The sequence below is a fragment of the Roseinatronobacter monicus genome (assembly GCF_006716865.1).
GTDB lineage: Bacteria > Pseudomonadota > Alphaproteobacteria > Rhodobacterales > Rhodobacteraceae > Roseinatronobacter > Roseinatronobacter monicus.
On record NZ_VFPT01000004.1, the window covers coordinates 1 to 23,715 of the forward strand.

The window sequence follows — 23,715 nt, forward strand, 5'->3', positions numbered from 1 at the left end:
CTGTAGAGCTAGCCGCCTCCGTTGCTGCGGCTGTACGCGCGGGAAGGCCCGAGCGTTTCATTAATGGGATGGTGATGGATCCGGTCGAAACCGTATTTGCCACAGCCGAGCCAGAGATAGTGCCCATTAGCCCGGACCCGATAATAGCAACAAAGCCCGGCCCGCCGATCATGCGCCTTGCGATGACCTGCGCAAAATCCACAATGAACTCACCCGCGCCAGAGCGCAGCAGGAACGCGCCGAACAGGATAAACATGAAAACAAAGCTGGCAGAGATGCGCGCAACCGAGCCGAACATCCCGTCATCGGTGTAGAAAATGCGAAACAGCATCGTATCGGTGCGCAATCCGCTGAAGGTCAGCATGCCGGGCACATAAGCGCCCCAATAGGTTATATAGGTAAAGCTGGCCAATATCAGGATCGGGATTACCCAGCCAGTCGTGCGCCGCGTGAATTCCACGGCCAGCGCCAGCGCAATCAGCGTGAAGACCCAGTCATGCCACACCATGCGCATACCACGGTCGTAAAATGCCTGTTCTCCCAGTAGCAGATAGGCCACGAGAGAGATCGAAAGCGCCGCGAGTGTCAGATCGATTGCAAGAACCAGCCGCCTCCCGGTTTGACCGCGCGCCTGCCATGCAGGATAGAGCAACGCGCACAACACCCCGAAGCCCGCAAAATGGATCACCGAGGTCATGAGTTCTGGCCAGGTCGCGAAAGTGTTGAACCAGATATGCAGCAGCGCCAGACCGACACCGATCCAAAAGGCAGCGCGTCCATAAACGCTGTCTGGGCTGCGCAATCCGGCCATGCCCGGTGCCACAACGTCAGTGGGGGCATCGGCGGGCCGCTGCGGCTGGTCGCTGGGCATGTTACTCTCCGAAATTCGCGGCAGATAATGGTTTTGTCCGATACCCCTTTCAGGGCAACCGTGTTGGCGATCCGGCCCGAACTAGCGTCGGGTCACAGGGGCCGAAACATTATGCATGAGCTGCTGTTTCGGCCCGCAGTCTCAATCTACTGGTTGCAGATTATCGGGGATTTCCAACCCGGCTTCCTCGAAATAACGCGCCGCGCCTGCATGTAATGGCAAGGGCAAGCCAGCCAGCGCGTTGTCTAGGGACATGTCGCAGGTGGCGATATGAACATTACACAAAAAACCAAGGTTCTCGTAAATCGCCTTGGTAAACAGATACACATCCTCTTCAGGGACATCGGCATTGACCGACAGGAAGTTGGGCTGGGCGATCGTGTCCACAGGTTCTGGCTGGTTGGGATAGGTTTCGGCCGGAATGGTGATCGGGAAATACATGTTCAATCCGCCATCAAATGCCGCTGCCTGATCTTCGGTGAAGGACAGAAGTGTTACGCCGTCACCCATCTGGGCCTTTGCTTGTGTTACGCTGCCCACGCCGAAGCCAGAATTAACGATCATTCCGTGGATATTTCCGTTGATCATAGATTCGACCGAAGGGGCAAATCCCTGATAGACAGTATCCATGTCCTCATCGACATTAATGCCAAAATTGCCAAGGTAGAACCTGGCGGAGTGTTCTGTGCCTGAATTGCGCGCACCAATAGAGAACCGGCCGTCGAAGTCGCGCAGATCGTCAACTGTTCCAGTTTCGGCCCGGTCAGATGTCACAAGTATATGCTTCACACTGGGCCAGAGCAGCGCGATCGAACGCAGGTTTTCTTGTGGTCCCTCGGATTCAAGAATGCCCGAACCTTCGCGCGCCCATTGACCGAAGATGGCCAGATAAATGCCGAACTGAGCCTGATCGTCGCGCATCAACCCAACATTCTCGCCCGAACCGGCAGAACTGATTGCAGAGATATCGATGCCATGCGCCGCCTGAAGTTGCATTTTCGCAAGCGTGGCCAGCGCGACCCCGACTGGATAAAAGGTGCCACCGGTTCCCGCTGTCGTCAGGATATAGCTTCTTTCCTCTGCAGCAGCTGGAGAGGCTGTCCCGAGAGCGGCGCTTAGCGCGAAAACCGAAACGACGCTGGCTGTCGTGCGTTGAAATCGCTTCATGGTCATTTTCAATCCCCTGTTGATGTGCGCGATCTTGAACTATGCGCATTTTCTGAATAACGATGCCGGTGTTCTTGTCCTTCCCTAAGATCAAGACATGTGAAGTTCACCCGCGGGTGTGGCAGCGCGTGACACAGGAACCTTTGCAGCGTCAAAGTTTGCTGCGAACCCGATGCTTGCAGACAAGTCGTCGCGGTCTTTGGAGTCAATATTCGCATTGATCTGGTATTATTAATTTGCGCGAACTGGACTTACGCCTACGTTGCTCAGGGGGCTTGCGCGCATGATGTAAAACCGGTTGCTTAAAAAATAAGCCTTGGAGAGCTTCAAATGGGTCCGAGTGGCGTGCCGCTTGTGTGCGTTAGGCTTATACTAGTGCCTCGCTTCGGGGTATTTGACAGCTTTGATTTTTTCTGAATCTCTGTGGAGCGTAGCAGCTTTCTGGGGGTGAGATGATGACAAGAGGGTGCAAGCCGAAGTATGTAGTTCGACTGACGACAGAGGAGCGTGAACACCTTGAAGGGATGATCAGAACGGGTCGGCAAGCCGCCTACAGACTGCTGAAGGCGCGGATTTTGCTGAAGGCGGATGTGTCCTCTGATGGCCCGGGATGGGAAGATGCGCGCATTGCCGAGGCATTAGAGACCAGTCTCTCGACTGTTTTCCGCACCCGGCGCCAACTTGTGGAGGAAGGGCTTGAGGCGACTTTAGCGCGCAAAGTTCCAGCGTCGCTTTCACAACCTCGGATCTTCGATGGGCAAGCCGAGGCCAAGCTGATCGCGCTTGCCTGTTCCGAACCACCCGAAGGATATACGCACTGGACACTCAGGTTGTTGGAAAAGCGGGTTGTCGAACTGGGCATTGTTGAGCAGGCCAGTGATACCACAATCCAACGCACGCTTAAAAAAACGCGCTCAAACCGCACCGGAACCGGTACTGGGTAATCCCACCCAAAGCCAACGCTGGTTTCGTGGCGGCCATGGAGAATGTGCTGGACGTCTACACCCGTCCACACGATCAAAACCGTCCGCTGGTTTGTCTGGACGAGACCAGCAAACAATTGACCCGTGAGACCCGCACACCCATTCCCATGCAGCCAGGGCGCGAGGCGCGCCATGACTACGAATATGAACGCGCAGGTGTCGCCAGCCTGTTCATGTTATTCGCTCCTCTGGAGGGCTGGCGCCACGTCGAGATACGCGATCGACGCACTGCCATCGATTATGCCCATATCCTGCGCGATCTGGCTGATCTCCACTTTCCCTATGCCGAAAAGATCGATCTCGTGCAGGATAATCTGAACACCCACAACCCTGCATCGCTGTACGAGGCTTTCCCGCCTGCCCAAGCGCGCCGCATCGCACAACGGTTCGAATGGCACTACACGCCAAAACATGGGTCTTGGCTCAACATCGCTGAATGTGAACTCAGCGTCCTCGCTCGCCAATGTCTGGCCCGGCGCATCCCGGACAAAACTATGCTGAAGGCCGAAGTCGATGCATGGACAACAAATCGCAACTCCCAACGCGCCAAAACCAACTGGCAGTTCACAACTCAAGACGCGCGCACAAAGCTTATCCGGCTTTATCCGCAAATCGAGTGAATCGCAGGACTAGGAGTCGTTGAGGAACCGAAATTTGACGGGTTGACGTCCAGGTGCGGAGCGTTTCATGTAGGCGCATGATACGTCCTTGTTTTTCTTTCCGCTGCAGAACGGCTTGAGGTTTGCGTGCGTAGTCAGCGCGAAGATCATGGTGTTTCGCGTCGGGCCAATGCGATCCTGTTGCTGGATGACGGGAAGTCCTGCCAGGCTATTGCAGAATTTCTGTATCCGGACGACGACACCATTCGCGACTGGTCGGTTAAGGGGAAAAGCACGTGCTTGACGTTTTATTGATCAAACGCAATACGCCGCAGACCCTTGCACCCAGCGGACAACAACTTGGCAATGCCGTCAGCCCGAATAATCGGCTGTTGCGCATGAATGGCCCCCCTACGGGTTATTACAATAGCTCCGACAGTTCTTTCGCCGCCTGTTTCAAACGTGGCAACAACGCATAGCCCTTTTCCAGCGAAATGCGCTGCGTCGGACCCTGAAACGCGATTGTGGCAGGCATGCGCCCATATTTGTCATGTACCGGCATGGCGAATGCTATGGCCCCATCAAGAAATTCCTCGTTATCGACAGCAAAACCTTGCGCGCGCACCTTGGCAATCTCGGCGCGCAAGGCATCGCGGTCGGTGATGGTATAGGCGGTCTTCGCCTCCAGCTCGACATTGCGCAGGAAGCTTTCCAGCCTCAATTCGCTTAGCGTCGAGAGGTACAGTTTGCCCGAAGCTGTGCAATAAAGCGGCACATGCGTGCCCACCGAAAACTGGACGCGTAAGGGCCACTCTGTCTCGACCCTGTCCAAATATACCATCGCTTCGCGGTCGGGTATCGCAACATTGCATGTTTCGCCTGTATCCTTGGCAAGGGCACGCAAGACTGCAAGCCGCGAGGTGCGCACGCGCATGGTCGACAGCGTAGCCACTGCAAATTGGCGCGTGCGCGGTCCGACAGAATAGGAACGACCATCGGGTTCGCGTTGCAGATAGCCTTCTTCCTCCAGGGTTTGGAATAGCCGGTGCAGAGTGGCCTTTGGCAATTCTGTTGCATTGCCCAGATCAGCAGGAGTCACCGGTCCGCCAATGCGCACAATCTCTTCCAGAATTGTCAGCATTCGCATGGTTGTCGGAATGCGACCTGTCTGCGCTGCGCCATCGTTGTCTGTATTGTGCATCATCTCTCATGCCCATCAATTCGCTGGCCCCGGCGTCAGGTCAGCGCCAATGAAAGCCATGGAACAAAGGCAACCAGCAACCAAACTGCGATCAGAGCGATCAGATAAGGCACAATATACTTCAGCAATCGCATATATGGCACCCCAGTTACGCCACTTGCGACATAAAGGTTCAGCCCATAGGGCGGCGTAATGAAGCCGATCGAGCCGCCAATCAGGAAAATAACAGCGAAATGCACCGGATCGACACCGACGCTGACGGCAATCGGAGCAAGTATCGGTGCCATGATAATGGTGTTTGGCAAGCTTTCCAACACCATACCCGCAATAAAGACAAATGCCATCGCCATCAGCAACACGGCATAATATCCGCCGATTCCCGTCATGAAGGTTTCAATGGCGTCTTTCGCACCCAGCAGCGACAGGATCTGCTGCATGACAACCGATATACCGATCAAGGGGGCAAGCATACCGGCAATGCGTGCAGAATTCAGCACGACCGAGGGCAGGTCGCGCAGGCGGAACCCTTCGACCAGAACCATCTCGATCCAGCCCGGCACACGGGTCAGGTCTTCGTTTTCCGATTGGCCGCGATTGATGAGCCGATAAAGCGGGCGCGAGATCAGTGCCACGATGACGCAGAATCCGACAGTTACACCTGCTGCTTCTGTCGGAGAAAACTTGCCAGTATAGATGCCCCATAAAACCAACCCGATGGCGAAAAAGCCAAGCCATGCCCCGAAGGCTGTTTTCAGCATGCGGTCGAACTGAAAGCGGATCAGATGCCCCCAGCCATTGACGCGGCACACGATCCAGCAAGTGATCTGCATCCCCACCACCATCAGCGCGCCAGGGATAATACCGGCCAGAAACAACTCGGAAATCGAAAGGTTCATCAGGAACCCATAGACAATGAAGATGATCGAGGGCGGGATGATAATACCGACAGTGCCGCCCGCCGCTGCGGTCGCCGCCGCGAAGCGTTCATCAAAGCCATTCTTGACCATGCGCGGATGCATCATGGCACCAATCGTTGCGGTTGTCGCGGAATTGGACCCCGAAATGGCGGCGAATAAACCACAAGCGCCGATACTTGCCATGCCAAGCCCGCCGCGCAGCCAGCCAAGACAGGCATAGGCGAAAGACGACAGCCGGTGCGCGATGCCAGAGCGGTTGATCAGATCTCCAGTCAGGATGAACAAAGGCATGGCCAGAAGCGCGAATGATGTCGTGAACACCGCCGAGAAGGCATAGCCGATATTGTCGAGCGTCAGATCGACAACAAAACTCATGGCGACGACCCACAGGCCGATCACAAGAAAGATCGGCACACCAAGCATGAAAAAGCCCGAGGCGATCAGCGAGAATATTAGTGTCAGCGTTCCGTCTGTCATCGCAGAAGTCCTATTCGCGGGCAAGTTCGTTGGTCAGGCCGAATTCGCGGCCTGCGCGGTAATTGCGGATATCCTGAAGCAGGTTTTCCAACACGCGTGCATAAAGCAGCAACCAGGCCGCCGGGACACAAATGTAGAACCACCACCGCATCACATTGTCGGTGCCCAACAGCATCTGGAAATTCGCAGCCGAATTGGCAGTAAGGCGCAGGGTTGCAACCATGACGATCACGGCCATGATGTACCACAAGCCTGCATCAAGACAGGACAGCGCCAGCCGGCCTTTCGGGGGCATCATTGCGCGGAATTCGCCAAAGGACAGATGTGTGCGCAGCTTGACGTTATAGGCACAGCCGATCCATGTCAGCAGCAGAAACAGATAGGGCGGCAGCGTCGTCGACCATGGTGCCTGAACATTGAAAACAAAGCGCCGGATTACTTCAACAAAGATAATTGCAGCGATGGTCAGATATATGAAGAACATCGCGGTCGGTTCCAGATAGCGATCCAGAAGCTTTGCCTTGCGCAAGGCCATCATGACCAGAAATGCCGCAGGCAGCAGCGCCATGGCAATGATCCAATAAAGTGCCGGATTTCGGATGGCGCGTGATATGGCCCAGGACTGGCCCGATAGGACCGCGTCCCAGATTGCCATGAACCCTGTCAAAAATTCCTGCATGCGTGGATGGCCTCTTGCTGGCGGAAGGGGTAGGGCCGCGGACAAGGCGTTGTTCATGGACGCCTTGCCCTTTGCTGGCCCAAAAAAGCAGGGACGCGAAAGCGCGCGCCCGGTAAATATGTCCGGGCGCCGCCTGCCGCGTCAGATCAACCGCGCCACCAGCGGCGTGGCTCGACATTCTCGGCCAGCATATCGGCCGGAATTTCGCGCGCGATGCGGTGAATCTCGCTATAGGTGTCAATGCCACCTGCCCAGTTATTGATCCGCTCGCGCCACTGTTCCCAAGGGCCGGGCACAAACTCGGGAGAGCACATTTCTTCTGCTTCGCGCCGGGCTTCGGCGGTCAGGAAGGCATTGCGCACGCCATGCTCGGCGAAAATCGTGCCGGGCATTTGCGGGTCCGAGAAGCCAACAGTATTTATGAGTGCCGCCTCATTAGCGTATTGCGCGGCAATCTGCGCGAGATACGAGGATTCCATTACCGCATCCTGCAAATGGCCGTCCAGCTTGTCGAAACTGTCGGCTGACATGGCCGTGTGTTCGGTCCCGCAGAAGAAGCGCAGATCCACACTTTGCGACACGACGGGTGACATATTGGCATAGGCCACTGCCGATGCCCAAGTTTCCGCACCGTCAATCAACCCCTGACGCAAGCCATCCAGCGTCTCTTCCCACGCAATCGGGGTGGGGTTGAGGTTCATCAACTCCATCGCGATGCGCCCAAGTTGCGTGCCCGTGACACGGTTGCGCGTGCCTGCCAGTTCGGTCACGCTGGTAACAGTTGGTTTGTCGCGCCAAGAACTGCCAAGCTGGATGCCACGCAATTCGCAATGCGTGAACAGGAATTTCAAGCCATGCATCCGCTCCAACGGCTCTCGCAAGATGCGATTGCTCTCAGGGCTGTAGAAGAAATGGTATTGTGCCGCACGGCTTGGGAACATGTAGGCATAATCCAGCACATTCAGATAGGGCGCGCCACCTGCTGAATTTTGGGTCGAGGCAGAGAACAGATCGACAATACCTTCTTGTGTCTTGGAGACGCAATCAAGCTGGCCGCAGATCTGGTTGTCGCCGATAAATTCAATCCGCAACTCGCCATCCGTACGCTCCTCAATGTCGCGGATGAATTCAAGTATACCATTCCGTTCGATCATCAGATTGCGGGCATTAAACCCCGCAGCCCCGTGGCGTAGAGTGAATTTTGCCTCCTTGGCATGGCGCTTGTCGTAAGTGGACCCTGCTGCAGCTGCCAGTTGAGGCAGCGTGACAGCTCCTGTCAGCCCCCCCAGTGCAAGCATGGTCGAACTCATCCCGAAGCGTTGCGTGATGCGTAAAAAATCCCGGCGTGAAATGCCGGACAGGTCACGTTTAGTCATGGTCTCCTCCCTGATCTGACTAACAGTCGAAAATTAGAAAACTCCATTTGTGAGACTTGAGGTTTCAAAAAAGCACCTCTATGTTTTCAAGTCAAGCGTTTTGACATGTGGGCCGAAACAAGGGGAGGGGGGCAGATGTTCGACCATGAGGCGGATGTCGTGATTGTAGGCGCTGGGTCTGCGGGCTGTGTTCTGGCCAACCGGTTAAGCGCTGATCCCAGTCTGCGCGTTCTGCTGATAGAGGCGGGCGGGCGTGACCTGAACCCTTGGATTCATGTGCCCGTCGGGTATTTCCGCACGATGGGCGACCCCTCGCTGGACTGGTGCTATATGACCGAACCTGACCCGGGCCTGAACGGACGTCGGCTGCCCTGGCCGCGTGGCAAGGTTCTTGGCGGTTCATCTTCGCTGAACGGTTTGTTGTATGTCCGGGGTCAACCGCAGGACTATGACCGTTGGCAGCAGATGGGCAATGCAGGTTGGGGGTGGGATCAGGTCTTGCCCTATTTCCGCCGTGCCGAGGATCAGGAACGCGGCGAAGACGACTTTCATGGTGTTGGCGGGCCACTCTCGGTAAGCAATGCGCGGCTGTCGCGCCCGATCTGCGATGCATGGGTGAAGGCCGCACAAAACGCAGGTTATCCATTCAATCCAGATTACAACGGCGCGACACAAGAAGGGGTTGGATATTTTCAACTGACCGCGCGCAACGGGCGTCGGTGCAGCTCTGCCGTGGCGTATCTGAACCCAGTCCGCAAGCGGCCCAACCTGCAGATCATTACCCGTGCAATGACAACGCGCATTTTGTTCGAGGGGCGGCGCGCCATTGGCATTGCATGGCGCGGCGCGGATGGGGGCGAATGGTCCGCGCGGGCGCGGGCACGGGTCGTGCTGTCTGCGGGGGCAATCGGTTCTCCGCAAATCCTGATGTTGTCTGGTATCGGGCCTGCCGAGCATTTGCGCCAGCAAGGTATTGCACCGCTGGTCGATGCGCCGGGGGTCGGGCGAAATTTGCAGGATCATCTGCAGGCGCGTCTGGTCTTTCGCACAAAACACCCAACCCTGAATGACGAAGTGCGCAACCCCATCGACAAGCTGCGCATTGGTCTGCGCTATATCCTGTCGCGCAAAGGACCGATGGCGATGGCGGCCTCGTTGGCCACCGGGTTCCTGCGTACCGGGTCAGATCTGGAAACCCCTGACATTCAGTTTCACATTCAGCCATGGTCGGCGGACAGCCCCAGCGAAGGCGTGCATCCGTTCTCTGCCTTCACGGCCTCTGTCTGTCAGTTGCGCCCGGAAAGTCGCGGACATGTGGAATTGCGCAGTCCCGATCCGGCCCGCGCACCGATCATTCACTCAAATTATCTGGCCACCGCCACGGATTGCCGCACCATCGTCGAGGGCGTGCGTATCGCGCGGCGCATTGCCGCCGAAGCCCCCTTGCGGGACGCGATTTCCGAAGAATACCGCCCCGGACCAGATGTGGACAGCGCCGATGACGCGGCACTTCTGGACTGGGTGCGCAGCAGTGCCACAACGATCTATCACCCGACGGGCACCTGCAAGATGGGCCCCGAGGGCGACAGTAAGGCCGTTGTTGATGCCCGCCTTCGGGTGCGCGGGGTAGAGGGGCTGAGTGTCGCCGACTGCGCAATCATGCCAGAGATCGTGTCAGGCAACACCAATGCCCCCGCCATCATGATCGGCGAGAAAGCCAGCGATATGGTGCTGGAAGATATCCGCGCAGGCGCGCTGGCATGAGGCAGGCTTGCGCGGCAGATGGTTCAGGCATTGGCCTGCGCGCCCACCTCGGTCAATGCGCCGTCAATCGCATCGGTGATCGCGTCAATGTCGTCAGCCGTCGCAATCAGCGCAGGGCTGAGGCACAGCGTGTTATTGAACCCCGGCAAGGAACGGTTGGTCACGCCAATCATGACCCCACGTTCCAGCGTTGCCGCCACAACCGCCCGCGCAACGGCTTCGGGCACAGGATCGCGGCTGGTGCGGTCTTGCACCAGTTCCACCCCCCAGAACAGCCCCTTGCCGCGCACATCGCCAATCATCGCGTGCTTGTCTTTCAGCGCCGCAAGATTGCCGCCCAGACGTTCGCCCATCACGCAGGTGTTCTCCAGCAAGCCTTCCTCCTCAATTATACGCATGTTCTCAATGGCGGCAGCGGGCCCGGCAGTGCAGCCCCCAAACGTCGAGATATCGCGGAAATAACCCAGCGGGTCGCTGGCATCGTCCTTGAACATGTCGAACACCGCTTCGGTTGTGACAGTGCAGGAAATCGCCGCATAACCAGAGGCGACGCCCTTTGCCATGGTCACAATGTCGGGCTGAATGTCGTAATGCTGGTAGCCAAACCATGTGCCGGTGCGCCCCAGACCGCAAACCACCTCGTCAATATGCAACAAGATTTTGTATTTGCGGCAAATCTCCTGCACGCGGGGCCAGTAGCCGGTCGGCGGAACGATCACGCCGCCGCCCGCCGTGATCGGCTCCAGCACGATGGCACCAATGGTGTCCGGCCCCTCGCGCAAGATGACTTCTTCAATCGCATCGGCGGCGCGGCGTCCGTAATCGGCATCATCCCATTGGGCGCGGTATTCCAGACAATGCGGCACCGAAACAAACCCCTCCGGGAAGGGGCCATATTGCGCCGCGCGCTCTGGCTGCCCGCCAGAGGCAAGCGTGGCGATGGTCGTGCCGTGATAATCCCTCTCGCGGTACAGGATTTTCCATTTCTTGCCGCCATGCTGCCGTTGCGCGATCTGGCGCACCATCTTGTAGGCTTTCTCATTCGCCTCGGACCCGGAATTGGAATAATAAACCCGGCTCATGCTCGGCATTTTGTCGATCAGCATCTGTGCAAAGACAGCACCGGGAACCGTGCCCATCGCGCCAGCAAAGAAATTCAGCTTTACCAGTTGGTCACGCACTGCATTGGCAATGCTCTCGCGCCCATAGCCAACATTCACGGTCCAGACCCCGCCAGAGACAGCGTCCAGAAATTCGCGGCCCGTTGCATCCCAGACGCGCAATCCACGGCCCTCGACAATAACGCGCGGATTGGTGGTCTCATACGCTTTGTGTTGGCTCAGATGGTGCCAGACATGGGCACGGTCCGCCGCAACGACGGCATCAAGGTCATTGAGAAAGGAAAGATCGTTCATCGCCATCTCCGCGGGGTTCGGGTTTTTTCTATGCTCTATATCTTCCCCGTAACGAGATTAGAGTATATCCAAAAACTATATTCGATAGCGCCAGTTTGGCATATCTCTGCTGGACCGGAAAGCAAAGCAGGTGGAACAATGATCGCGGTTGAATCTTTTCTTCTCGACCCGCTGCAGGAGGGCACCCTGCAACATCGGATCCGGCAAATGGTGGCCGAGGGCATCTTGTCTGGGCGGTTGCTGCCGGGCGAGCGGATGCCCTCCAGCCGCAAGCTAGCCGCGCATCTGTGCGTCAGCCGTATTACGGTGACGCTGGCCTATGCAGAGCTGGTCGCGGATGACTATCTTCAAGCCGAGGGGCGCTCTGGCTATTTCGTGTCCCGGACAGCGCCGCGCCCGGGCAAGGCACAGCAACGCACCAGCGGTGCGCCTTCGACGGTTGATTGGGCGAGGATGCTTGGCCACCGCCCACCGTCAGGTGATCTGAACCGTGGCAAGCCTAGAAACTGGCGCGAGTTCAGTTATCCCTTCATCTACGGGCAAGCGGACCCCAGCCTGTTCGACCATGCCAACTGGCGGTTATGCATGATGCAGTCTTTGGGTTTGAAAGACTTTGATCGCATGTCCGATGACCAGTTTGAGCAAGATGATCCGGGGCTGCTGGAGTATATCGCGCGCCATTCCTTGCCGCGCCGCGGGATACTGGCCCGCCCGGATGAAATACTGGTCACATTGGGGGCGCAGAATGCCTTGTGGCTGGCGGCGCAACTTCTGCTGAACCAGCGCCGCAGTGCGGTGATAGAGGAACCGGGCTATCCCGGCCTGCGCGATATCCTGACCCAGACGCGCTGCCGGTTGGTTCCGGTGCCTGTGGGGCCGCGCGGCTTGCTGGCAAAGGATCTGCCCGCGCAGCTGGATGTTCTGTTCTGCACACCCAGCCATCACTGCCCCACAGGGGCGACAATGCCGCTGGACGCGCGCCACGCCTTGCTAAAGGCCGCGAAGGACCGGGATTTCCTGATTGTCGAGGATGACTACGAGTTTGAAATCGCGCAGGGCCGCGCGCCCTTGCCTGCGCTGAAATCACTGGATCGGTCTGGCCGCGTCATTCATGTGGGAAGCTTCTCGAAATCGCTGTTTCCAGGGCTGCGGCTGGGTTTTATGGTCGGTCCCGCCCCCTTCATCACCGAGGCGCGGGCCCTGCGTGCGACTGTGCTGCGTCACCCGCCCGGGTTGTTGCAGCGCGCCGCCGCGCGCTTCCTGTCACTGGGTCATTATGATGTCATGCTGCGCCGCCTGTCGCGCAGCTTCGCGGCGCGGCGCGAGGTGATGCTTGCAGCCATCGGAGCGGAGGGGCTGACGGTCGCAAGTGATGTTGAAAATGGAGGCTCCAGCCTGTGGATGCGCACCCCCGATGGCGTAACTGCGACTACACTGACCAAAGCGTTGCAGCCGCAAGGTGTTCTGATTGAGAGCGGTTTGCCTTTTTTCGGCGCAGCGGATGCCCCAGATCGCTTTTACCGAATTGCCTATAGCTCGATCGCTTCCGAACGAATTCCTGAAGGAATTTCGCGCATCGCGCGGACAATCAAAACCCTGCAGCACTCAAGGTAAGGCTGGTCTTATGTCTTTCATACAACTGGCCCTAATCATCCTGCCGCGTTTCGTGTTCTGTCACCTCAAACCCGCTGCGCATCCCGCGCTCGGGTCAGCCACTGTCAAGCAAGGAGCCAAGCCATGCGCATGACAACCGAAGAAGCATTTATCAAGACACTCCAACTGCACGGCATCGAACATGCCTTTGGTATCATCGGGTCAGCCATGATGCCGATCTCGGACCTGTTCGATCAGGCAGGCATCACCTTTTGGGATTGCGCGCATGAAGGATCGGGCGGGATGATGGCCGATGGCTATACCCGCGCGACTGGCAAGATGAGCATGATGATCGCGCAGAACGGACCAGGCATTACCAATTTTGTCACGGCCGTCAAAACCGCCTACTGGAACCACACGCCGCTATTGCTGGTCACACCGCAGGCCGCGAACAAAACCATCGGGCAGGGCGGGTTTCAAGAGGTCGAGCAGATGAAGCTGTTTGAAGACATGGTCGCTTATCAGGAAGAAGTGCGCGACCCTACCCGCGTGGCCGAAGTGCTGAACCGTGTGATTTTGCAGGCCAAGCGCCATTCTGCGCCCGCGCAGATCAACATGCCGCGCGATTTCTGGACGCAAGTGATCGATGTCGACCTGCCCGAAATTCTGGCATTCGAGCGCCCGTCTGGGGGTGATGAGGCGATGGATAGGGCCGCAAAGCTGCTGTCCGAGGCGCGCTTTCCTGTCATTCTGAACGGCGCAGGCGTAGTGATCGGCAGCGCAATCGAAGCATCAAAAGCGTTGGCCGAACGCTTGGATGCACCAGTTTGTGTGGGCTATCAGCATAATGATGCCTTTCCCGGTGGACACCCGCTCTTTGCTGGGCCGCTGGGCTATAATGGCTCCAAGGCGGGGATGGAACTGATCGCGCAAGCCGATGTGGTGCTGTGCCTTGGCACAAGGTTGAACCCGTTCAGCACCTTGCCGGGATATGGCATGGAATATTGGCCCAAGGATGCAAAGATCATTCAGGTTGATATTAACCCCGATCGCATTGGTTTGACCAAGAAAGTGACTGTGGGCATTGTAGGCGATGCCAAGAAGACTGCCGAGGGGATAATGGCGCGGCTAAGCGCGACCGCAGGCGATACGGACCGAGAGGCGCGCCGCAACGTGATCGCGCAGCGCAAATCGGCCTGGGCGCAGCAGCTCTCCTCAATGGACCATGAAGAGGATGATCCCGGCACCACATGGAATGAGCGCGCGCGTGCAGCCAAGCCTGAATGGATGTCCCCCCGCATGGCATGGCGTGCGATTCAGTCCGCCTTGCCGAAAGAAGCGATCATTTCATCCGATATTGGAAATAACTGCGCGATTGGCAACGCCTATCCAAGCTTTGACGAGGGGCGCAAATATCTTGCGCCCGGGCTGTTCGGCCCCTGCGGCTATGGCCTACCCGCCATTGTGGGTGCCAAGATCGGGTGCCCGGATGTTCCGGTTGTGGGTTTTGCGGGAGACGGGGCGTTCGGAATTGCCGTGACCGAACTGACCGCCATTGGCCGCCCCGAATGGCCCGCCATCACCATGATTGTTTTCCGAAATTACCAATGGGGTGCGGAAAAGCGCAACTCGACCCTGTGGTATGACGACAATTTCGTAGGCACCGAACTGGATGAACAGGTCAGCTACGCCGGCATTGCACAGGCTTGCGGTCTGCAAGGCGTGCAAGCCCGCACGATGGAGGAACTGACAGACGCGCTGCATAAGGCGATTGAAGACCAGATGAAAAATGGCAAGACAACACTGATCGAGGCGATGATAAATCAGGAACTGGGCGATCCGTTCCGCCGTGATGCTATGAAGAAACCGGTGCAGGTGGCAGGTATAGACCGCGCCGATATGCGCCCGCAGGCTCTCTAGGCGCGGATGCCCCCCACCATCCTCGCGGTTGGGCTAGAGCTGTGGCAGATGGCCTATCTGGCCCTCTGCACGCTCGGGGCAGCTTGGGTGCGTGGGTATTCGGGGTTCGGGTTCTCGGCGCTTGTGGTCACTGCGGCAGCACTTGTGACAGACCCCGTTCCGTTGGTCGCCACTCTGGTCATGTGTGAAATCGTGCTGAGTTTTGGTCAGGCGCGCGGCGTAGTGGCGAAGGTCGATTGGCGCAGGATGGCTGGCATGTTGGTGGGGGCTGCCGTTGTCATGCCCTATAGCTTCACCCTGATCGCACGGCTGGGTGAGGATGTAGCGCGTATCGCAATCTCTGGCATGGTTCTGGCCATTTGTCTGGCGATGGCGCGCGGCTGGCAGTTCGGGCGTGAGACTGGAACACTGGGGAATGTGATTGCAGGCATGGCTTCTGGTGTGGCGAATGGGGCAGCAGCGGGGGGCTTGCCGATTGCTGTATATCTGACCGCGCAACCTATCGCAGCACCGGTCGTTCGCGCCACACTGATCGCTTATCTGACGCTTGTGTGCCTGATCGCATTGCCTTCTTTGTGGTGGACCGGCCTTCTGAGCGCTCAGAGCTTTGTATTCCTTGCGGCCATGGCACCGATGATGGCGCTTGGCCTCTGGATCGGAGGGCGACGCTTTACCTCCGCCAACCCGCAGGATTTCAAGAGATTCACGCTGCTGCTGCTGGCCCTTCTATCGGTTATGGGCTTGGTGCGCAGTTTATGGTGAACGAATATGCGCAATGACATTCTGATTCTTAATGCTGGGTCGTCCTCGATCAAGTTGACAGTATTTGATCACGCATTGAAAACGCGCCTGTCAGGCGTGGCTGATGCCATCGGCGGCGCGGCCCGTCTACGGATAGGAGAACAAATGCGCGCCCTGCCAATGGCGGATCACGCTGGCGCGTTGCGCGAGATCTTTGACGCTTTGGCAAGTCACGGTGTCGCACTGAACGGGCTGGCGGCTGTGGGCCACCGCGTTGTGCATGGAGGCGCGACCCTGACTTCGCCACAGCGCATAACACCAGACATACGCGCAGAAATTGCCGCCTGCATCCCGTTGGCCCCATTGCACAACCCGCATAATCTGGCAGCAATTGATGAAGTGGCACGGCTTGCACCGGAACTACCGCAATTTGCTAGTTTCGACACCGCGTTTCATGCAAGCAATCCGGCAGTAGCAACCCATTACGCCCTGCCACCCGACCTGGCACAGCGAGGGCTCCGGCGGTACGGGTTTCATGGGCTCAGCTATTCTGCCCTTGTCCGCAATTGGCCTGCTGTAACGACAACCCCCTTGCCAAAACGCGTGCTGGCCTGCCATTTGGGCAATGGCGCGTCGCTCTGCGCCATACGTGACGGTCAATCAGTGGCGACTACAATGGGGTATTCCCCACTTGCAGGTCTGACCATGGGCACCCGCTGTGGCGATATTGACGCGAATGCCGTGCTCAAGCTGGTTGAGGAACAGGGGCTGGAGGCGACGCGCGCCTTGCTCAACAATGGCAGTGGGCTTCTGGGCCTCTCCGGTCAAAGTTCTGATATGCGCGCTGTGGCGGAGAATGGCAGCCCGCGCAGTGTTTTCACCATAGAGCATTTTTGTTACTGGGTGGCGCGGCATGCAGGCAGTATGGCAGCTGCAATGGGCGGCTGTGACGCCATCGTATTCACAGGTGGAATCGGCGAGAATGCCGTAGCCGTGCGCGCTCAAATCATCGCCCATCTTGGATGGTTGGGGGCGGAAATAGACTCCGCACGCAATACCGTAAGCTCCGCGCGTCTGCATGGGGACAAGGCGCGCGTGGGTGTCTGGATCATCGCAGCCGATGAGGAACGCGAGATTGCGCACGATGTGGCTCGGCTTGGAACTGCCTTTCGGGATGCATCGATGTGCTAGCATTTTTGTCCCAGCAATTGTGAGGCTAAACAGCTAGAATTACTTTGACGAATTTTTTCTTAGCGTTCTGCGATGAGCCTTTCACAATGAGGGCATCGTCGTGGTGGAGGGCTGGCGAAGACGTGGAGGATGGCTTGCCTGACGGCTGGCATGGTCGGTTGCGAGGGTGGTCCGGGGACACTCCTTTTCCGTCCAGAGGTCTTAACTTATGGTCAGCATCACCTCTGACCGTGCGTTGATCGATTTGGGTGAATTCTGCGTCAGAGTGGCGATGCCTTATTCATCTGAGCAATTCATCTGTCATGTTTCAATTTACCGTCCGAGATTTACTCCAACGCTCCACCAGCCTTCGTCCATGCGCTGACGCCGCCGGACATGTTCACAACCGGCGATAGACCCATCTCCATGGCAACTTTCGCCGCGAGCGCCGACCGCCCACCGGATGCACAGTAAAAGACGTAGGTCTTTTCCTGATTGAACTCCGGTTTGTGTGCCGGGCTTTCCGGGTCGATATGGAATTCCATCATACCACGCGACGATGCAACAGCTCCGGCGATGATACCTGTATTTGCTTGTTCGGAGCCATCGCGCAGGTCAACAAAGATGTGATCAGGCGAGCCGATCAGGCTCAATGCCTCCTCGGCGCTGATTGCAGGCACGATCGCCATCGCCTCTTTTACGATGTCCTTGGAAGTCTTGGTAAGGGTCTGCGGCATATTCATATTCCCTTTTCGGACGGCGTCAGGTCGCTCAGATCAAATCTCAAGATCAAGGCGGGGTTTCCAGAACGGGCGAAATAACTCGATCTTGGGGCAGCGGTTCATTACCACTTTCAAGCCCGCATCTTGCGCCAGCTTCGCCGCCCGGTCGTCATAGACATCGATTTGTCCCCAAAGCACTTTCGCACCGATTGCGATCGCTTTTTCCGTGATGCCATAGAGTTCCTCTTTCGGCCTGAAGACCTCGACCATATCGACTGGTCGGTCGATCTCATCAAGCGAATGATACACCGGAATACCGCGGATTTCTTTAAGATTAGGGTTCGGATTGACCGGGATCATATCATATCCAGTCTCGTGCAACACGCGCAGCACACCATAACTGAACTTGGTCTTATCGGCACTTGCCCCGACCATGGCAATGGTCTTGACCGATTTCAGGATGTCAGCGATGTACTGCTGATCGTAGTCGTAGATATCATCAAGCGCGGCAGCTGGCATGTTAGCTTTCCTTGGGTGTGGCGATTTCCGCTTTCAGCTCGTGAGGCTCCAGCGGGTCGAGGAATGGGTTGCGGTAGAGTTTGTCGTGGCTTTCGACGCCGATTTCCAAAGTACAATCAGTGACTGCGCGTGCAACGCAGAGCAGGACGTAGCCATTGTTGATTTGACGATTGTTCAGCGCCACTTGGCGGCGCTGGTTAACCTCTCCTGCCGTCAGCTTGGCCGCACAGGTGATGCAGCCGCCATATCTACAGCCGTAAGGCAGATCGACGCCCTGCTCGCGCAGGCAATCCAGCAACGGGCGGCGGGCCTCAACCTGATAGATCGCGCCGCCGTAGTTGGCGATCGTTATGGTGCGTGTCTCGCTCACAGCCAGATATCGCTCGTACAATCGCCACCGGGATAACGGGATTCGTGGCAGCGGCTGGGACCGTTGGGTTCCTTGCCGAAGTCCACGACGAAATCCTCGTTGATCTTCATGCCGCCGTTTTCGGCATCGCAGTCGATCATCAGCAAGACACCGCCTTGTGTACGGATCTCAGGGTAAAACTGGTTGTCCCATGTCGAGAACAGAGATGTTGTGACATAGAGCCGCTTACCGTCCAGCGAAAGTTGATACATCTGCGGGCCGCCCGCGACCTTGACGCCGTTCACCTCTGGTGCCTTGTTCAGCAGACCACCCATGTAGACCTGCCCCGTCAGCACAGGCTTGTGCGGATCACTGATATCGTACTGGCGCATGTCGCCGTGCAGCCAATTGTTCAGATAAAGATACTTGTCGTCCATCGACACGAGGATCGCGCTCATCACTCCCGGAATCGGGATAGGCCAATCGGGGTGCGGCTCGTTCTCAACGTCGATGATCTTTTCCCATTCCCATTTGCCCGCGTCGGATTTCCAGAAATGGATCACATTGGCCGACAGGGCCGCGCCGCAAAAGCCGTGGCTGCTGTCGGGATTATGGTGGAATTTGACTTCCAGCGGGATCAGTCCGTCTTCGCCGAGATACAGAGTCTCGACCGGTTTGCGCGCCTTGAAATCCCAGATATGTAAGCGGCGTCCATATTTCAGGTGCCCCACCTCTTCCAGATCGAACCCCGGCATGAACGTGTTGGGGGCCGCCCATTCGGAGGACACCATGACGTTGTGGCGCGGTTGGTACCAGAAATCATAGCTGAACGGGATATCGCCCATGGTGGCTTCCCACCGACCCACAATCTCGAAATCCTTGTTGAGATGCAAGTAGCCACCCGGCGCTTCGCCCTGCGCGTCGCCGAGGAAGGAAATAATGATCTCGGAGCCGAGGCAATGCACAGTGTGCGGACCGCTGAGGTTGGTCTTTGACTTGATCTCCGCCCCGTCGATCACCTTGTGCAGACGCGGTGCGCGGGGATCAGTAGCCGTGTCGATGACGTGGATGTTGTTGGACCGCACACCGGGCACCAGCAGGTATTTGCGCGACATGCCTGCATCGTCATGGCAAGACGAACAAGCATTCCACCCCATGTGGTGCAACTCGTCGCCGATGCCGGGCATCTCGAGACGGTGGATGACCTGTGAATAGGTCGGGCTTTCGGGGTCCACATCAACTGTCGCCAGGTAGTCCGGCTTTTGAATGCCGGTACCCGTATATATAGCGATTGTGTACAGCAGTTTTTCGCGTGGGGCCTTCATGGCCTCGGCCGGGCTTGCGTACCCGGGGCCGCAACATGCGCCGTCCATCATCACACTCCTCCCTTGCGATTATGTTATGATTATCGTAATTTGAGAAGTTGATTCTCGCAAGGTAAAAAATTATGCATCTGGAACGTCTCACGTGCATTCTCGAAATCGTAGGTCAAAAGGGCGAAGCAACGGTGGCCGAGATTTGCGTCCATTCGGACCTGCCTAAGCCCTCGGCCTACAGATTGGTGCAGGACCTCGTTGCTGTCGGCCTGTTAGAACCTGTCGCGCGTGGGCGGTTCATGATCGGAACCCGCCTGAAGCAGATGACGCGTAGCGACCAGTCCGACCGCACGCTGCTGGAACTAATTGCACCGACGATGAAACAAGCGGCCGCCCAGTACGGAGTCGCGTTTTTCCTGTCACGACTGCGTGGAAAATCCGTCGAAATCATTCATGTCGAGACGCCGGACAAGGGTGTGTCTTATCTCCATCCGGGCTTAGGAAAGCGTCCCCTGCATGCCTGTTCCTGCTCAAAAGCTGTTGCCGCCTTTTCGCCGGATTTGTTCGTGTCTGGCGAAATGGAAGGCCGGTTGCGCGCATATACTGAATTCACCCTGACAAACGTGAACGACCTGCAGGCAGAGTTTAAAGCCATCCGTGCGCGCGGGTTTGCGGAATGCGTGGAAGAAATCGAGCGTGGAATGTGCTCGGTCGCGGCCCCGCTTGCGTCAAGCGGGCCGGGGGCCACGATGTCCATCGGAGCAACAGGATCCGTGCGGGTGTTCACGCCTGCGTTCCGTGAAGAACTCGGACCGCAGATTATTAAGATAGCGCGCGAGATATCAGCAAACCTCGGCTGGAGTGTCGCGCAGGATATCAGTAAAACAAACCGATTCTGACCTCTCTTGGCCTGCATCCTGCACACAGGCAACCTTGACGCAAGAAGCAGGAAGGATGGTGCGGTCTTTCGGCTTGCTCAATTTCACCGGTAGACAGCGCCACGACGACCGGCTGCTTTCGCCTAATGCTGCAGATGCAATGCTGCGCTTTCACAGACGGCTTTCCGCCCATTGGGCCTATCACTGGCTGGCACCTGACACGCTCAGCGCGGCCGACATTGGTTGCTTTCGACCCGAGCATTCAGACGCCCGCAATAGCGGGTTTCTTTTTGCGTCTCCGTTTGGCATAGACTGAACTATCATTTGTCAGGGAGGCCCCAATGGATTTGCACGCGATGTCGCTTGAGGAGCTGAAAAAATACCAGAAAGATATTCAGAAGGCGGTAGAGAGCTTCGAGGCGCGCCAACTCGCCGAGGCCCGCGCCAAGCTGGAAGGCTATGCCCGTGAAATGGGCGTGAAGCTCGAGGACGTAATGGCCATTTCGGGGAAGGCAAAGAGCAAAACCCAAGGATCGCCGAAATACCGCCATCCGGAAAATCCCGCCCTCACCTGGACGGGCCGAGGCCGCAAACCAGACTGGTTCAAAGAGGCCCTCGAGGCAGGAATGAACGAAGACGCCCTGAAAATTTGACGCGACTTGTAGAGCGTTGATTAGACCGCCGGGGCGCCCTTACGCATCCGAGTGCCATCGGGCCGATGACGGCCCTGCATGAACATGCTGGCGCTGAAGTTCCGACAGAATCTCGCACAGCACGGCGTGAAGCTCGACCATCCGTCGGTCAGAACGCGATGGATCAACTTCTGCAAAGGGGCAAAGGCAATCCCATGCTGACGAAACCTTCGCTTTGCGACCCTATTCTGTTTGAGCCAAACATCGCACGCTTCCGTGCGGCTGATCCTCTGGATGATGTGTATGTCCAGATCATCCTGGCCCCCGACACTTACTACCCCTGTGTGTTTTGCTATCGCGGCGTCATATCATTCCCCAATATGGCAAACATTGATACCGTGCGGGGGCTGCACCCAAAGCTAGCGCGACTTGCTGATCTTCTTCAATCGCCACGTCGGGGATGGAAAACCGCCGCCTTCGACGAAATCATATCCTTGCTCTGTATGTCACAGATCAGCATCATGCCCGATTTTGTCGAACCTCACCGCCTATGCGGCAAGGAGCTTCTGGCAATTCTATCCATGGCCTTTGAAGATGCGGAGAGACAAGATCGGCCCGTGCTCGATTACCTGCCTGCGCTACAATTCGGGGGCGGCATCGCAAAGTATCTTGTCACTCAAAACAAAGATGATCTGCGCGAAGCCGCGCGACATCTTCCGAACATCCAACCCTGCGATGAAGACTTGCTGTGCCGCATTTCCGTTTGTCTGCAACGTCTTGGGATTGCCCCCACCATGGTGGAATAAATGCGTATCTCTCCCAACTCAGGCTCTCTGATCTGGCCTTGTCAGCGAAGCTCAGCCCCTGCGAGAGTGACGCCATGCACTATCGCCATGTTGCGCAAGCCTTGGAATAGCGCCGCGCGTGTGGACGACCATGACCGCCCCCGAAGCCTCGATCCGGCTGCCCTCGTTACGATAGCCTGCCAGCATTCCCGTTTTCTGTCCAATGTGTGCTGCGCACTCCGCTTCAGCCGCGTGAGATTGTGTGATCAGCGCCGTGATTTTTTGCGGCTATTTCGCGGTTTGTGTGGGTGGCTTGGTTTCCGTTCATTTGCCTGTGGCACAAGATGTTGTGCGGTAGGGTGACGCTGGTAAGTGGGTGAGATTGCCTGCGATGAGGTATGACATGTTGATGAGGTTGCGGGTTTTGCGATACCCGCGCGCCCGAGCCTTTGCGGCCTGAATGAAGCCGTTGATGGCTTCGACAGCGCCGTTGCTCAGATCGCTGTCAAAACCGTTAAGTATACCATCCCAGTGCGCCTTGAGTGTCAGAGCGAGTTTCTTGAATGCTGGCAGCCTGCTGCGGCGCGCCCATTGAAACCAGGCGGTAAGCCGTTCTTCGGCCTCTGCCTTGGACTCGGCTTCAGCAAAGATGTCGCGCAAAGCCTCTTTCAAGCGAAACGCGCGTCCTGTTTTCAGGTGCATCCGAGATAGATCATGATGCTGTGTGATCTGCCGCTTCGTCCATCTCTTCTTGTTCTTGAGCCACATCCAGCGGCTGTGTTTCAACTCAGGTCTGCTGCGTACTTCGGCGCGGCGAACCTCTTCAAGCGCCACATTGGCCAGTTGGATGACATGGAATGGGTCGAAGGTAACATCCGCGTTCGGCAGATGCTTTGCGACGCCAGAAATGTAGGCCCTACTCATATCGATACAGGCAGCGGAGATGGCATCGGGATCACCGCCATGGGCGCGCAGATCTTCACCGAAAGCCGCCACAGTCTTTGCATCACGTCCTTCACAGGCAAAGAGAAGCCTGCCGGCCAGAAGGTCGTGAAATAGGGTGATGTAATTATGCCCGCGGCGCGCAGCTGTCTCGTCAATCCCAAGGGCGGTCACGGCGCTGAAGTCTTCGCGATCTCGCGCTGACGACACGTAATGGTCAAGAACCCGCCAGAGGCGATCGTCACCAACATCAAGCATATCAGCAACAGCCTTCACCGGCATCTGTCGCACCAGCGCAATCACAAAGGCTTCAAACAACTGACTGAAACCGCTGCCACTGCGCGCCCAGGGGACCGGAACCTGTCCGGTCTTGCTACATTGGCTGCAAGCAACACGTGGCACATCGGCATGGATGAAAGCCTTGTGCTCGAAAAAACGCAGGTGTTCCCAGATCCTGGATCGCGTGTCATGGACGGGCTGATCGGGCGCGCCACAGGAGGGACAAGCAAATCGACTTCCCGCCTTGAAGCGGACGTCAAAGTGGATCTCTTTGAGTTTGGCGTCAAAACGTACGTCCGTGACACTCCACGGAGCCTGCAGGCCAAGAGCTGTCGTGAACAAACTTGTCTCGGGACCCATGAATACCTCCTCATCCGCTGGTTTCAGGAAGCTTCACCCTATCCAAAAAAACTGCCGCAG

21 protein-coding genes are annotated in these 23,715 nt (G+C 57.2%); 9 read left to right on the forward strand and 12 right to left on the reverse strand.

Going from position 1 to position 23,715, the window contains the following annotated elements:
- Both BD293_RS19905 and BD293_RS19910 read right to left on the reverse strand, forming a co-directional pair.
- The coding region (locus BD293_RS19905) for a TRAP transporter large permease subunit (protein ID WP_142085341.1) at positions 1 to 871 on the reverse strand (871 nt) is incomplete at its 3' end.
- Between the two features lie 141 nt (positions 872 to 1,012).
- A complete protein-coding gene (locus BD293_RS19910) occupies positions 1,013 to 2,044 on the reverse strand; it encodes a TAXI family TRAP transporter solute-binding subunit (RefSeq protein ID WP_246086415.1) in 1,032 nt (343 codons plus the stop codon).
- Between the two features lie 449 nt (positions 2,045 to 2,493).
- Here BD293_RS19910 and BD293_RS19915 point away from each other — a divergent pair.
- A protein-coding gene (locus tag BD293_RS19915) for an IS630 family transposase (RefSeq protein WP_142084307.1) occupies positions 2,494 to 3,641 on the forward strand; the annotation gives its coding sequence in 2 pieces (ribosomal slippage) (positions 2,494 to 2,941 and positions 2,941 to 3,641; 1,149 coding nt in all).
- Positions 3,642 to 4,041: 400 nt separating this feature from the next.
- On the opposite strand, the gene BD293_RS19925 is transcribed toward BD293_RS19915, so the two are convergent.
- From BD293_RS19925 to BD293_RS19940, 4 genes are all read right to left on the reverse strand, one after another.
- On the reverse strand, positions 4,042 to 4,824 hold the full coding sequence (locus BD293_RS19925; protein WP_246086416.1) for an IclR family transcriptional regulator: 783 nt from the start codon (positions 4,822 to 4,824) through the stop codon (positions 4,042 to 4,044).
- A gap of 32 nt (positions 4,825 to 4,856) precedes the next feature.
- A complete protein-coding gene (locus tag BD293_RS19930; RefSeq protein WP_142085343.1) occupies positions 4,857 to 6,215 on the reverse strand; it encodes a TRAP transporter large permease in 1,359 nt (452 codons plus the stop codon).
- Between the two features lie 10 nt (positions 6,216 to 6,225).
- Complete coding sequence (locus BD293_RS19935; protein WP_246086417.1) at positions 6,226 to 6,894, reverse strand: TRAP transporter small permease; 669 nt, start codon at positions 6,892 to 6,894, stop codon at positions 6,226 to 6,228.
- Between the two features lie 146 nt (positions 6,895 to 7,040).
- Positions 7,041 to 8,270, reverse strand: a complete 1,230-nt coding sequence (locus BD293_RS19940; RefSeq protein WP_142085345.1) for a TRAP transporter substrate-binding protein — start codon at positions 8,268 to 8,270, stop codon at positions 7,041 to 7,043.
- Between the two features lie 135 nt (positions 8,271 to 8,405).
- Here BD293_RS19940 and BD293_RS19945 point away from each other — a divergent pair, with 135 nt between their 5' ends.
- Positions 8,406 to 10,034, forward strand: coding sequence for a GMC family oxidoreductase (locus BD293_RS19945; protein WP_142085348.1), 1,629 nt, complete (start codon positions 8,406 to 8,408; stop codon positions 10,032 to 10,034).
- 23 nt (positions 10,035 to 10,057) lie between these two features.
- On the opposite strand, the gene BD293_RS19950 is transcribed toward BD293_RS19945, so the two are convergent.
- Positions 10,058 to 11,449 (reverse strand): aminotransferase family protein, encoded by a 1,392-nt coding sequence (locus BD293_RS19950; RefSeq protein WP_142085350.1) that lies wholly within the window; start codon positions 11,447 to 11,449, stop codon positions 10,058 to 10,060.
- A gap of 138 nt (positions 11,450 to 11,587) precedes the next feature.
- Between BD293_RS19950 and pdxR the strand changes: the two genes are divergently transcribed.
- From pdxR to BD293_RS19970, 4 genes are all read left to right on the forward strand, one after another.
- Entirely contained in the window at positions 11,588 to 13,063 is a 1,476-nt protein-coding gene (gene pdxR, locus BD293_RS19955) for a MocR-like pyridoxine biosynthesis transcription factor PdxR (protein ID WP_142085352.1), read from the forward strand.
- 123 nt (positions 13,064 to 13,186) lie between these two features.
- Positions 13,187 to 14,962 (forward strand): sulfoacetaldehyde acetyltransferase, encoded by a 1,776-nt coding sequence (gene xsc / locus BD293_RS19960; RefSeq protein ID WP_142085354.1) that lies wholly within the window; start codon positions 13,187 to 13,189, stop codon positions 14,960 to 14,962.
- A 6-nt stretch (positions 14,963 to 14,968) separates the two neighbouring features.
- Positions 14,969 to 15,724, forward strand: coding sequence for a sulfite exporter TauE/SafE family protein (locus BD293_RS19965; RefSeq protein ID WP_142085356.1), 756 nt, complete (start codon positions 14,969 to 14,971; stop codon positions 15,722 to 15,724).
- A gap of 6 nt (positions 15,725 to 15,730) precedes the next feature.
- The gene (locus tag BD293_RS19970; RefSeq protein WP_142085358.1) at positions 15,731 to 16,894 is read left to right on the forward strand and encodes an acetate/propionate family kinase; all 1,164 of its coding nucleotides are present in this window, start codon (positions 15,731 to 15,733) and stop codon (positions 16,892 to 16,894) included.
- Between the two features lie 326 nt (positions 16,895 to 17,220).
- Here the strand turns inward: BD293_RS19970 and BD293_RS19975 are convergent, their stop codons facing one another.
- From BD293_RS19975 to BD293_RS19990, 4 genes are read right to left on the reverse strand one after another with little or no spacing between them, the layout of a single operon-like run.
- On the reverse strand, positions 17,221 to 17,610 hold the full coding sequence (locus BD293_RS19975) for a rhodanese-like domain-containing protein (RefSeq protein WP_142085360.1): 390 nt from the start codon (positions 17,608 to 17,610) through the stop codon (positions 17,221 to 17,223).
- Between the two features lie 39 nt (positions 17,611 to 17,649).
- Positions 17,650 to 18,114 carry a CoA-binding protein gene (locus BD293_RS19980; protein WP_142085362.1) on the reverse strand — a complete coding sequence of 155 codons (465 nt, stop codon included), beginning with the start codon at positions 18,112 to 18,114 and terminating at the stop codon, positions 17,650 to 17,652.
- A 1-nt stretch (position 18,115) separates the two neighbouring features.
- Complete coding sequence (locus tag BD293_RS19985; protein WP_142085364.1) at positions 18,116 to 18,484, reverse strand: 2Fe-2S iron-sulfur cluster-binding protein; 369 nt, start codon at positions 18,482 to 18,484, stop codon at positions 18,116 to 18,118.
- Positions 18,481 to 19,839, reverse strand: a complete 1,359-nt coding sequence (locus BD293_RS19990) for a selenium-binding family protein (protein WP_142085366.1) — start codon at positions 19,837 to 19,839, stop codon at positions 18,481 to 18,483. The genes BD293_RS19985 and BD293_RS19990 overlap by 4 nt, the downstream gene beginning before the upstream one ends.
- Before the next feature lie 71 nt (positions 19,840 to 19,910).
- Between BD293_RS19990 and BD293_RS19995 the strand changes: the two genes are divergently transcribed.
- From BD293_RS19995 to BD293_RS20005, 3 genes are all read left to right on the forward strand, one after another.
- Positions 19,911 to 20,678 carry an IclR family transcriptional regulator gene (locus tag BD293_RS19995; protein WP_142085368.1) on the forward strand — a complete coding sequence of 256 codons (768 nt, stop codon included), beginning with the start codon at positions 19,911 to 19,913 and terminating at the stop codon, positions 20,676 to 20,678.
- Between the two features lie 320 nt (positions 20,679 to 20,998).
- Entirely contained in the window at positions 20,999 to 21,310 is a 312-nt protein-coding gene (locus BD293_RS20000; protein ID WP_142085370.1) for an H-NS histone family protein, read from the forward strand.
- 194 nt (positions 21,311 to 21,504) lie between these two features.
- Positions 21,505 to 22,095 carry a hypothetical protein gene (locus BD293_RS20005; protein ID WP_142085372.1) on the forward strand — a complete coding sequence of 197 codons (591 nt, stop codon included), beginning with the start codon at positions 21,505 to 21,507 and terminating at the stop codon, positions 22,093 to 22,095.
- Positions 22,096 to 22,398: 303 nt separating this feature from the next.
- Here BD293_RS20005 and BD293_RS20010 read toward each other — a convergent pair whose 3' ends face one another.
- Complete coding sequence (locus BD293_RS20010; protein ID WP_142085374.1) at positions 22,399 to 23,655, reverse strand: ISL3 family transposase; 1,257 nt, start codon at positions 23,653 to 23,655, stop codon at positions 22,399 to 22,401.
- Positions 23,656 to 23,715 lie beyond the last annotated feature (60 nt).

What these genes read in the sequence shown, in the direction of transcription:
- pdxR (WP_142085352.1), top strand. Translation starts at nt 11,588, where the DNA reads ATGATCGCGGTTGAATCTTTTCTTCTCGACCCGCTGCAGGAGGGCACC.
- BD293_RS19935 (WP_246086417.1), bottom strand. Translation starts at nt 6,894, where the DNA reads ATGCAGGAATTTTTGACAGGGTTCATGGCAATCTGGGACGCGGTCCTA.
- xsc (WP_142085354.1), top strand. Translation starts at nt 13,187, where the DNA reads ATGCGCATGACAACCGAAGAAGCATTTATCAAGACACTCCAACTGCAC.
- BD293_RS19945 (WP_142085348.1), top strand. Translation starts at nt 8,406, where the DNA reads ATGTTCGACCATGAGGCGGATGTCGTGATTGTAGGCGCTGGGTCTGCG.
- BD293_RS20010 (WP_142085374.1), bottom strand. Translation starts at nt 23,655, where the DNA reads ATGGGTCCCGAGACAAGTTTGTTCACGACAGCTCTTGGCCTGCAGGCT.
- BD293_RS19995 (WP_142085368.1), top strand. Translation starts at nt 19,911, where the DNA reads ATGCATCTGGAACGTCTCACGTGCATTCTCGAAATCGTAGGTCAAAAG.
- BD293_RS19940 (WP_142085345.1), bottom strand. Translation starts at nt 8,270, where the DNA reads ATGACTAAACGTGACCTGTCCGGCATTTCACGCCGGGATTTTTTACGC.
- BD293_RS20005 (WP_142085372.1), top strand. Translation starts at nt 21,505, where the DNA reads ATGCTGACGAAACCTTCGCTTTGCGACCCTATTCTGTTTGAGCCAAAC.
- BD293_RS19950 (WP_142085350.1), bottom strand. Translation starts at nt 11,449, where the DNA reads ATGAACGATCTTTCCTTTCTCAATGACCTTGATGCCGTCGTTGCGGCG.
- BD293_RS19925 (WP_246086416.1), bottom strand. Translation starts at nt 4,824, where the DNA reads ATGATGCACAATACAGACAACGATGGCGCAGCGCAGACAGGTCGCATT.
- BD293_RS19965 (WP_142085356.1), top strand. Translation starts at nt 14,969, where the DNA reads ATGCCCCCCACCATCCTCGCGGTTGGGCTAGAGCTGTGGCAGATGGCC.
- BD293_RS19975 (WP_142085360.1), bottom strand. Translation starts at nt 17,610, where the DNA reads ATGCCGCAGACCCTTACCAAGACTTCCAAGGACATCGTAAAAGAGGCG.
- BD293_RS19930 (WP_142085343.1), bottom strand. Translation starts at nt 6,215, where the DNA reads ATGACAGACGGAACGCTGACACTAATATTCTCGCTGATCGCCTCGGGC.
- BD293_RS19990 (WP_142085366.1), bottom strand. Translation starts at nt 19,839, where the DNA reads ATGATGGACGGCGCATGTTGCGGCCCCGGGTACGCAAGCCCGGCCGAG.
- BD293_RS19910 (WP_246086415.1), bottom strand. Translation starts at nt 2,044, where the DNA reads ATGACCATGAAGCGATTTCAACGCACGACAGCCAGCGTCGTTTCGGTT.
- BD293_RS19970 (WP_142085358.1), top strand. Translation starts at nt 15,731, where the DNA reads ATGCGCAATGACATTCTGATTCTTAATGCTGGGTCGTCCTCGATCAAG.
- BD293_RS20000 (WP_142085370.1), top strand. Translation starts at nt 20,999, where the DNA reads ATGGATTTGCACGCGATGTCGCTTGAGGAGCTGAAAAAATACCAGAAA.
- BD293_RS19980 (WP_142085362.1), bottom strand. Translation starts at nt 18,114, where the DNA reads ATGCCAGCTGCCGCGCTTGATGATATCTACGACTACGATCAGCAGTAC.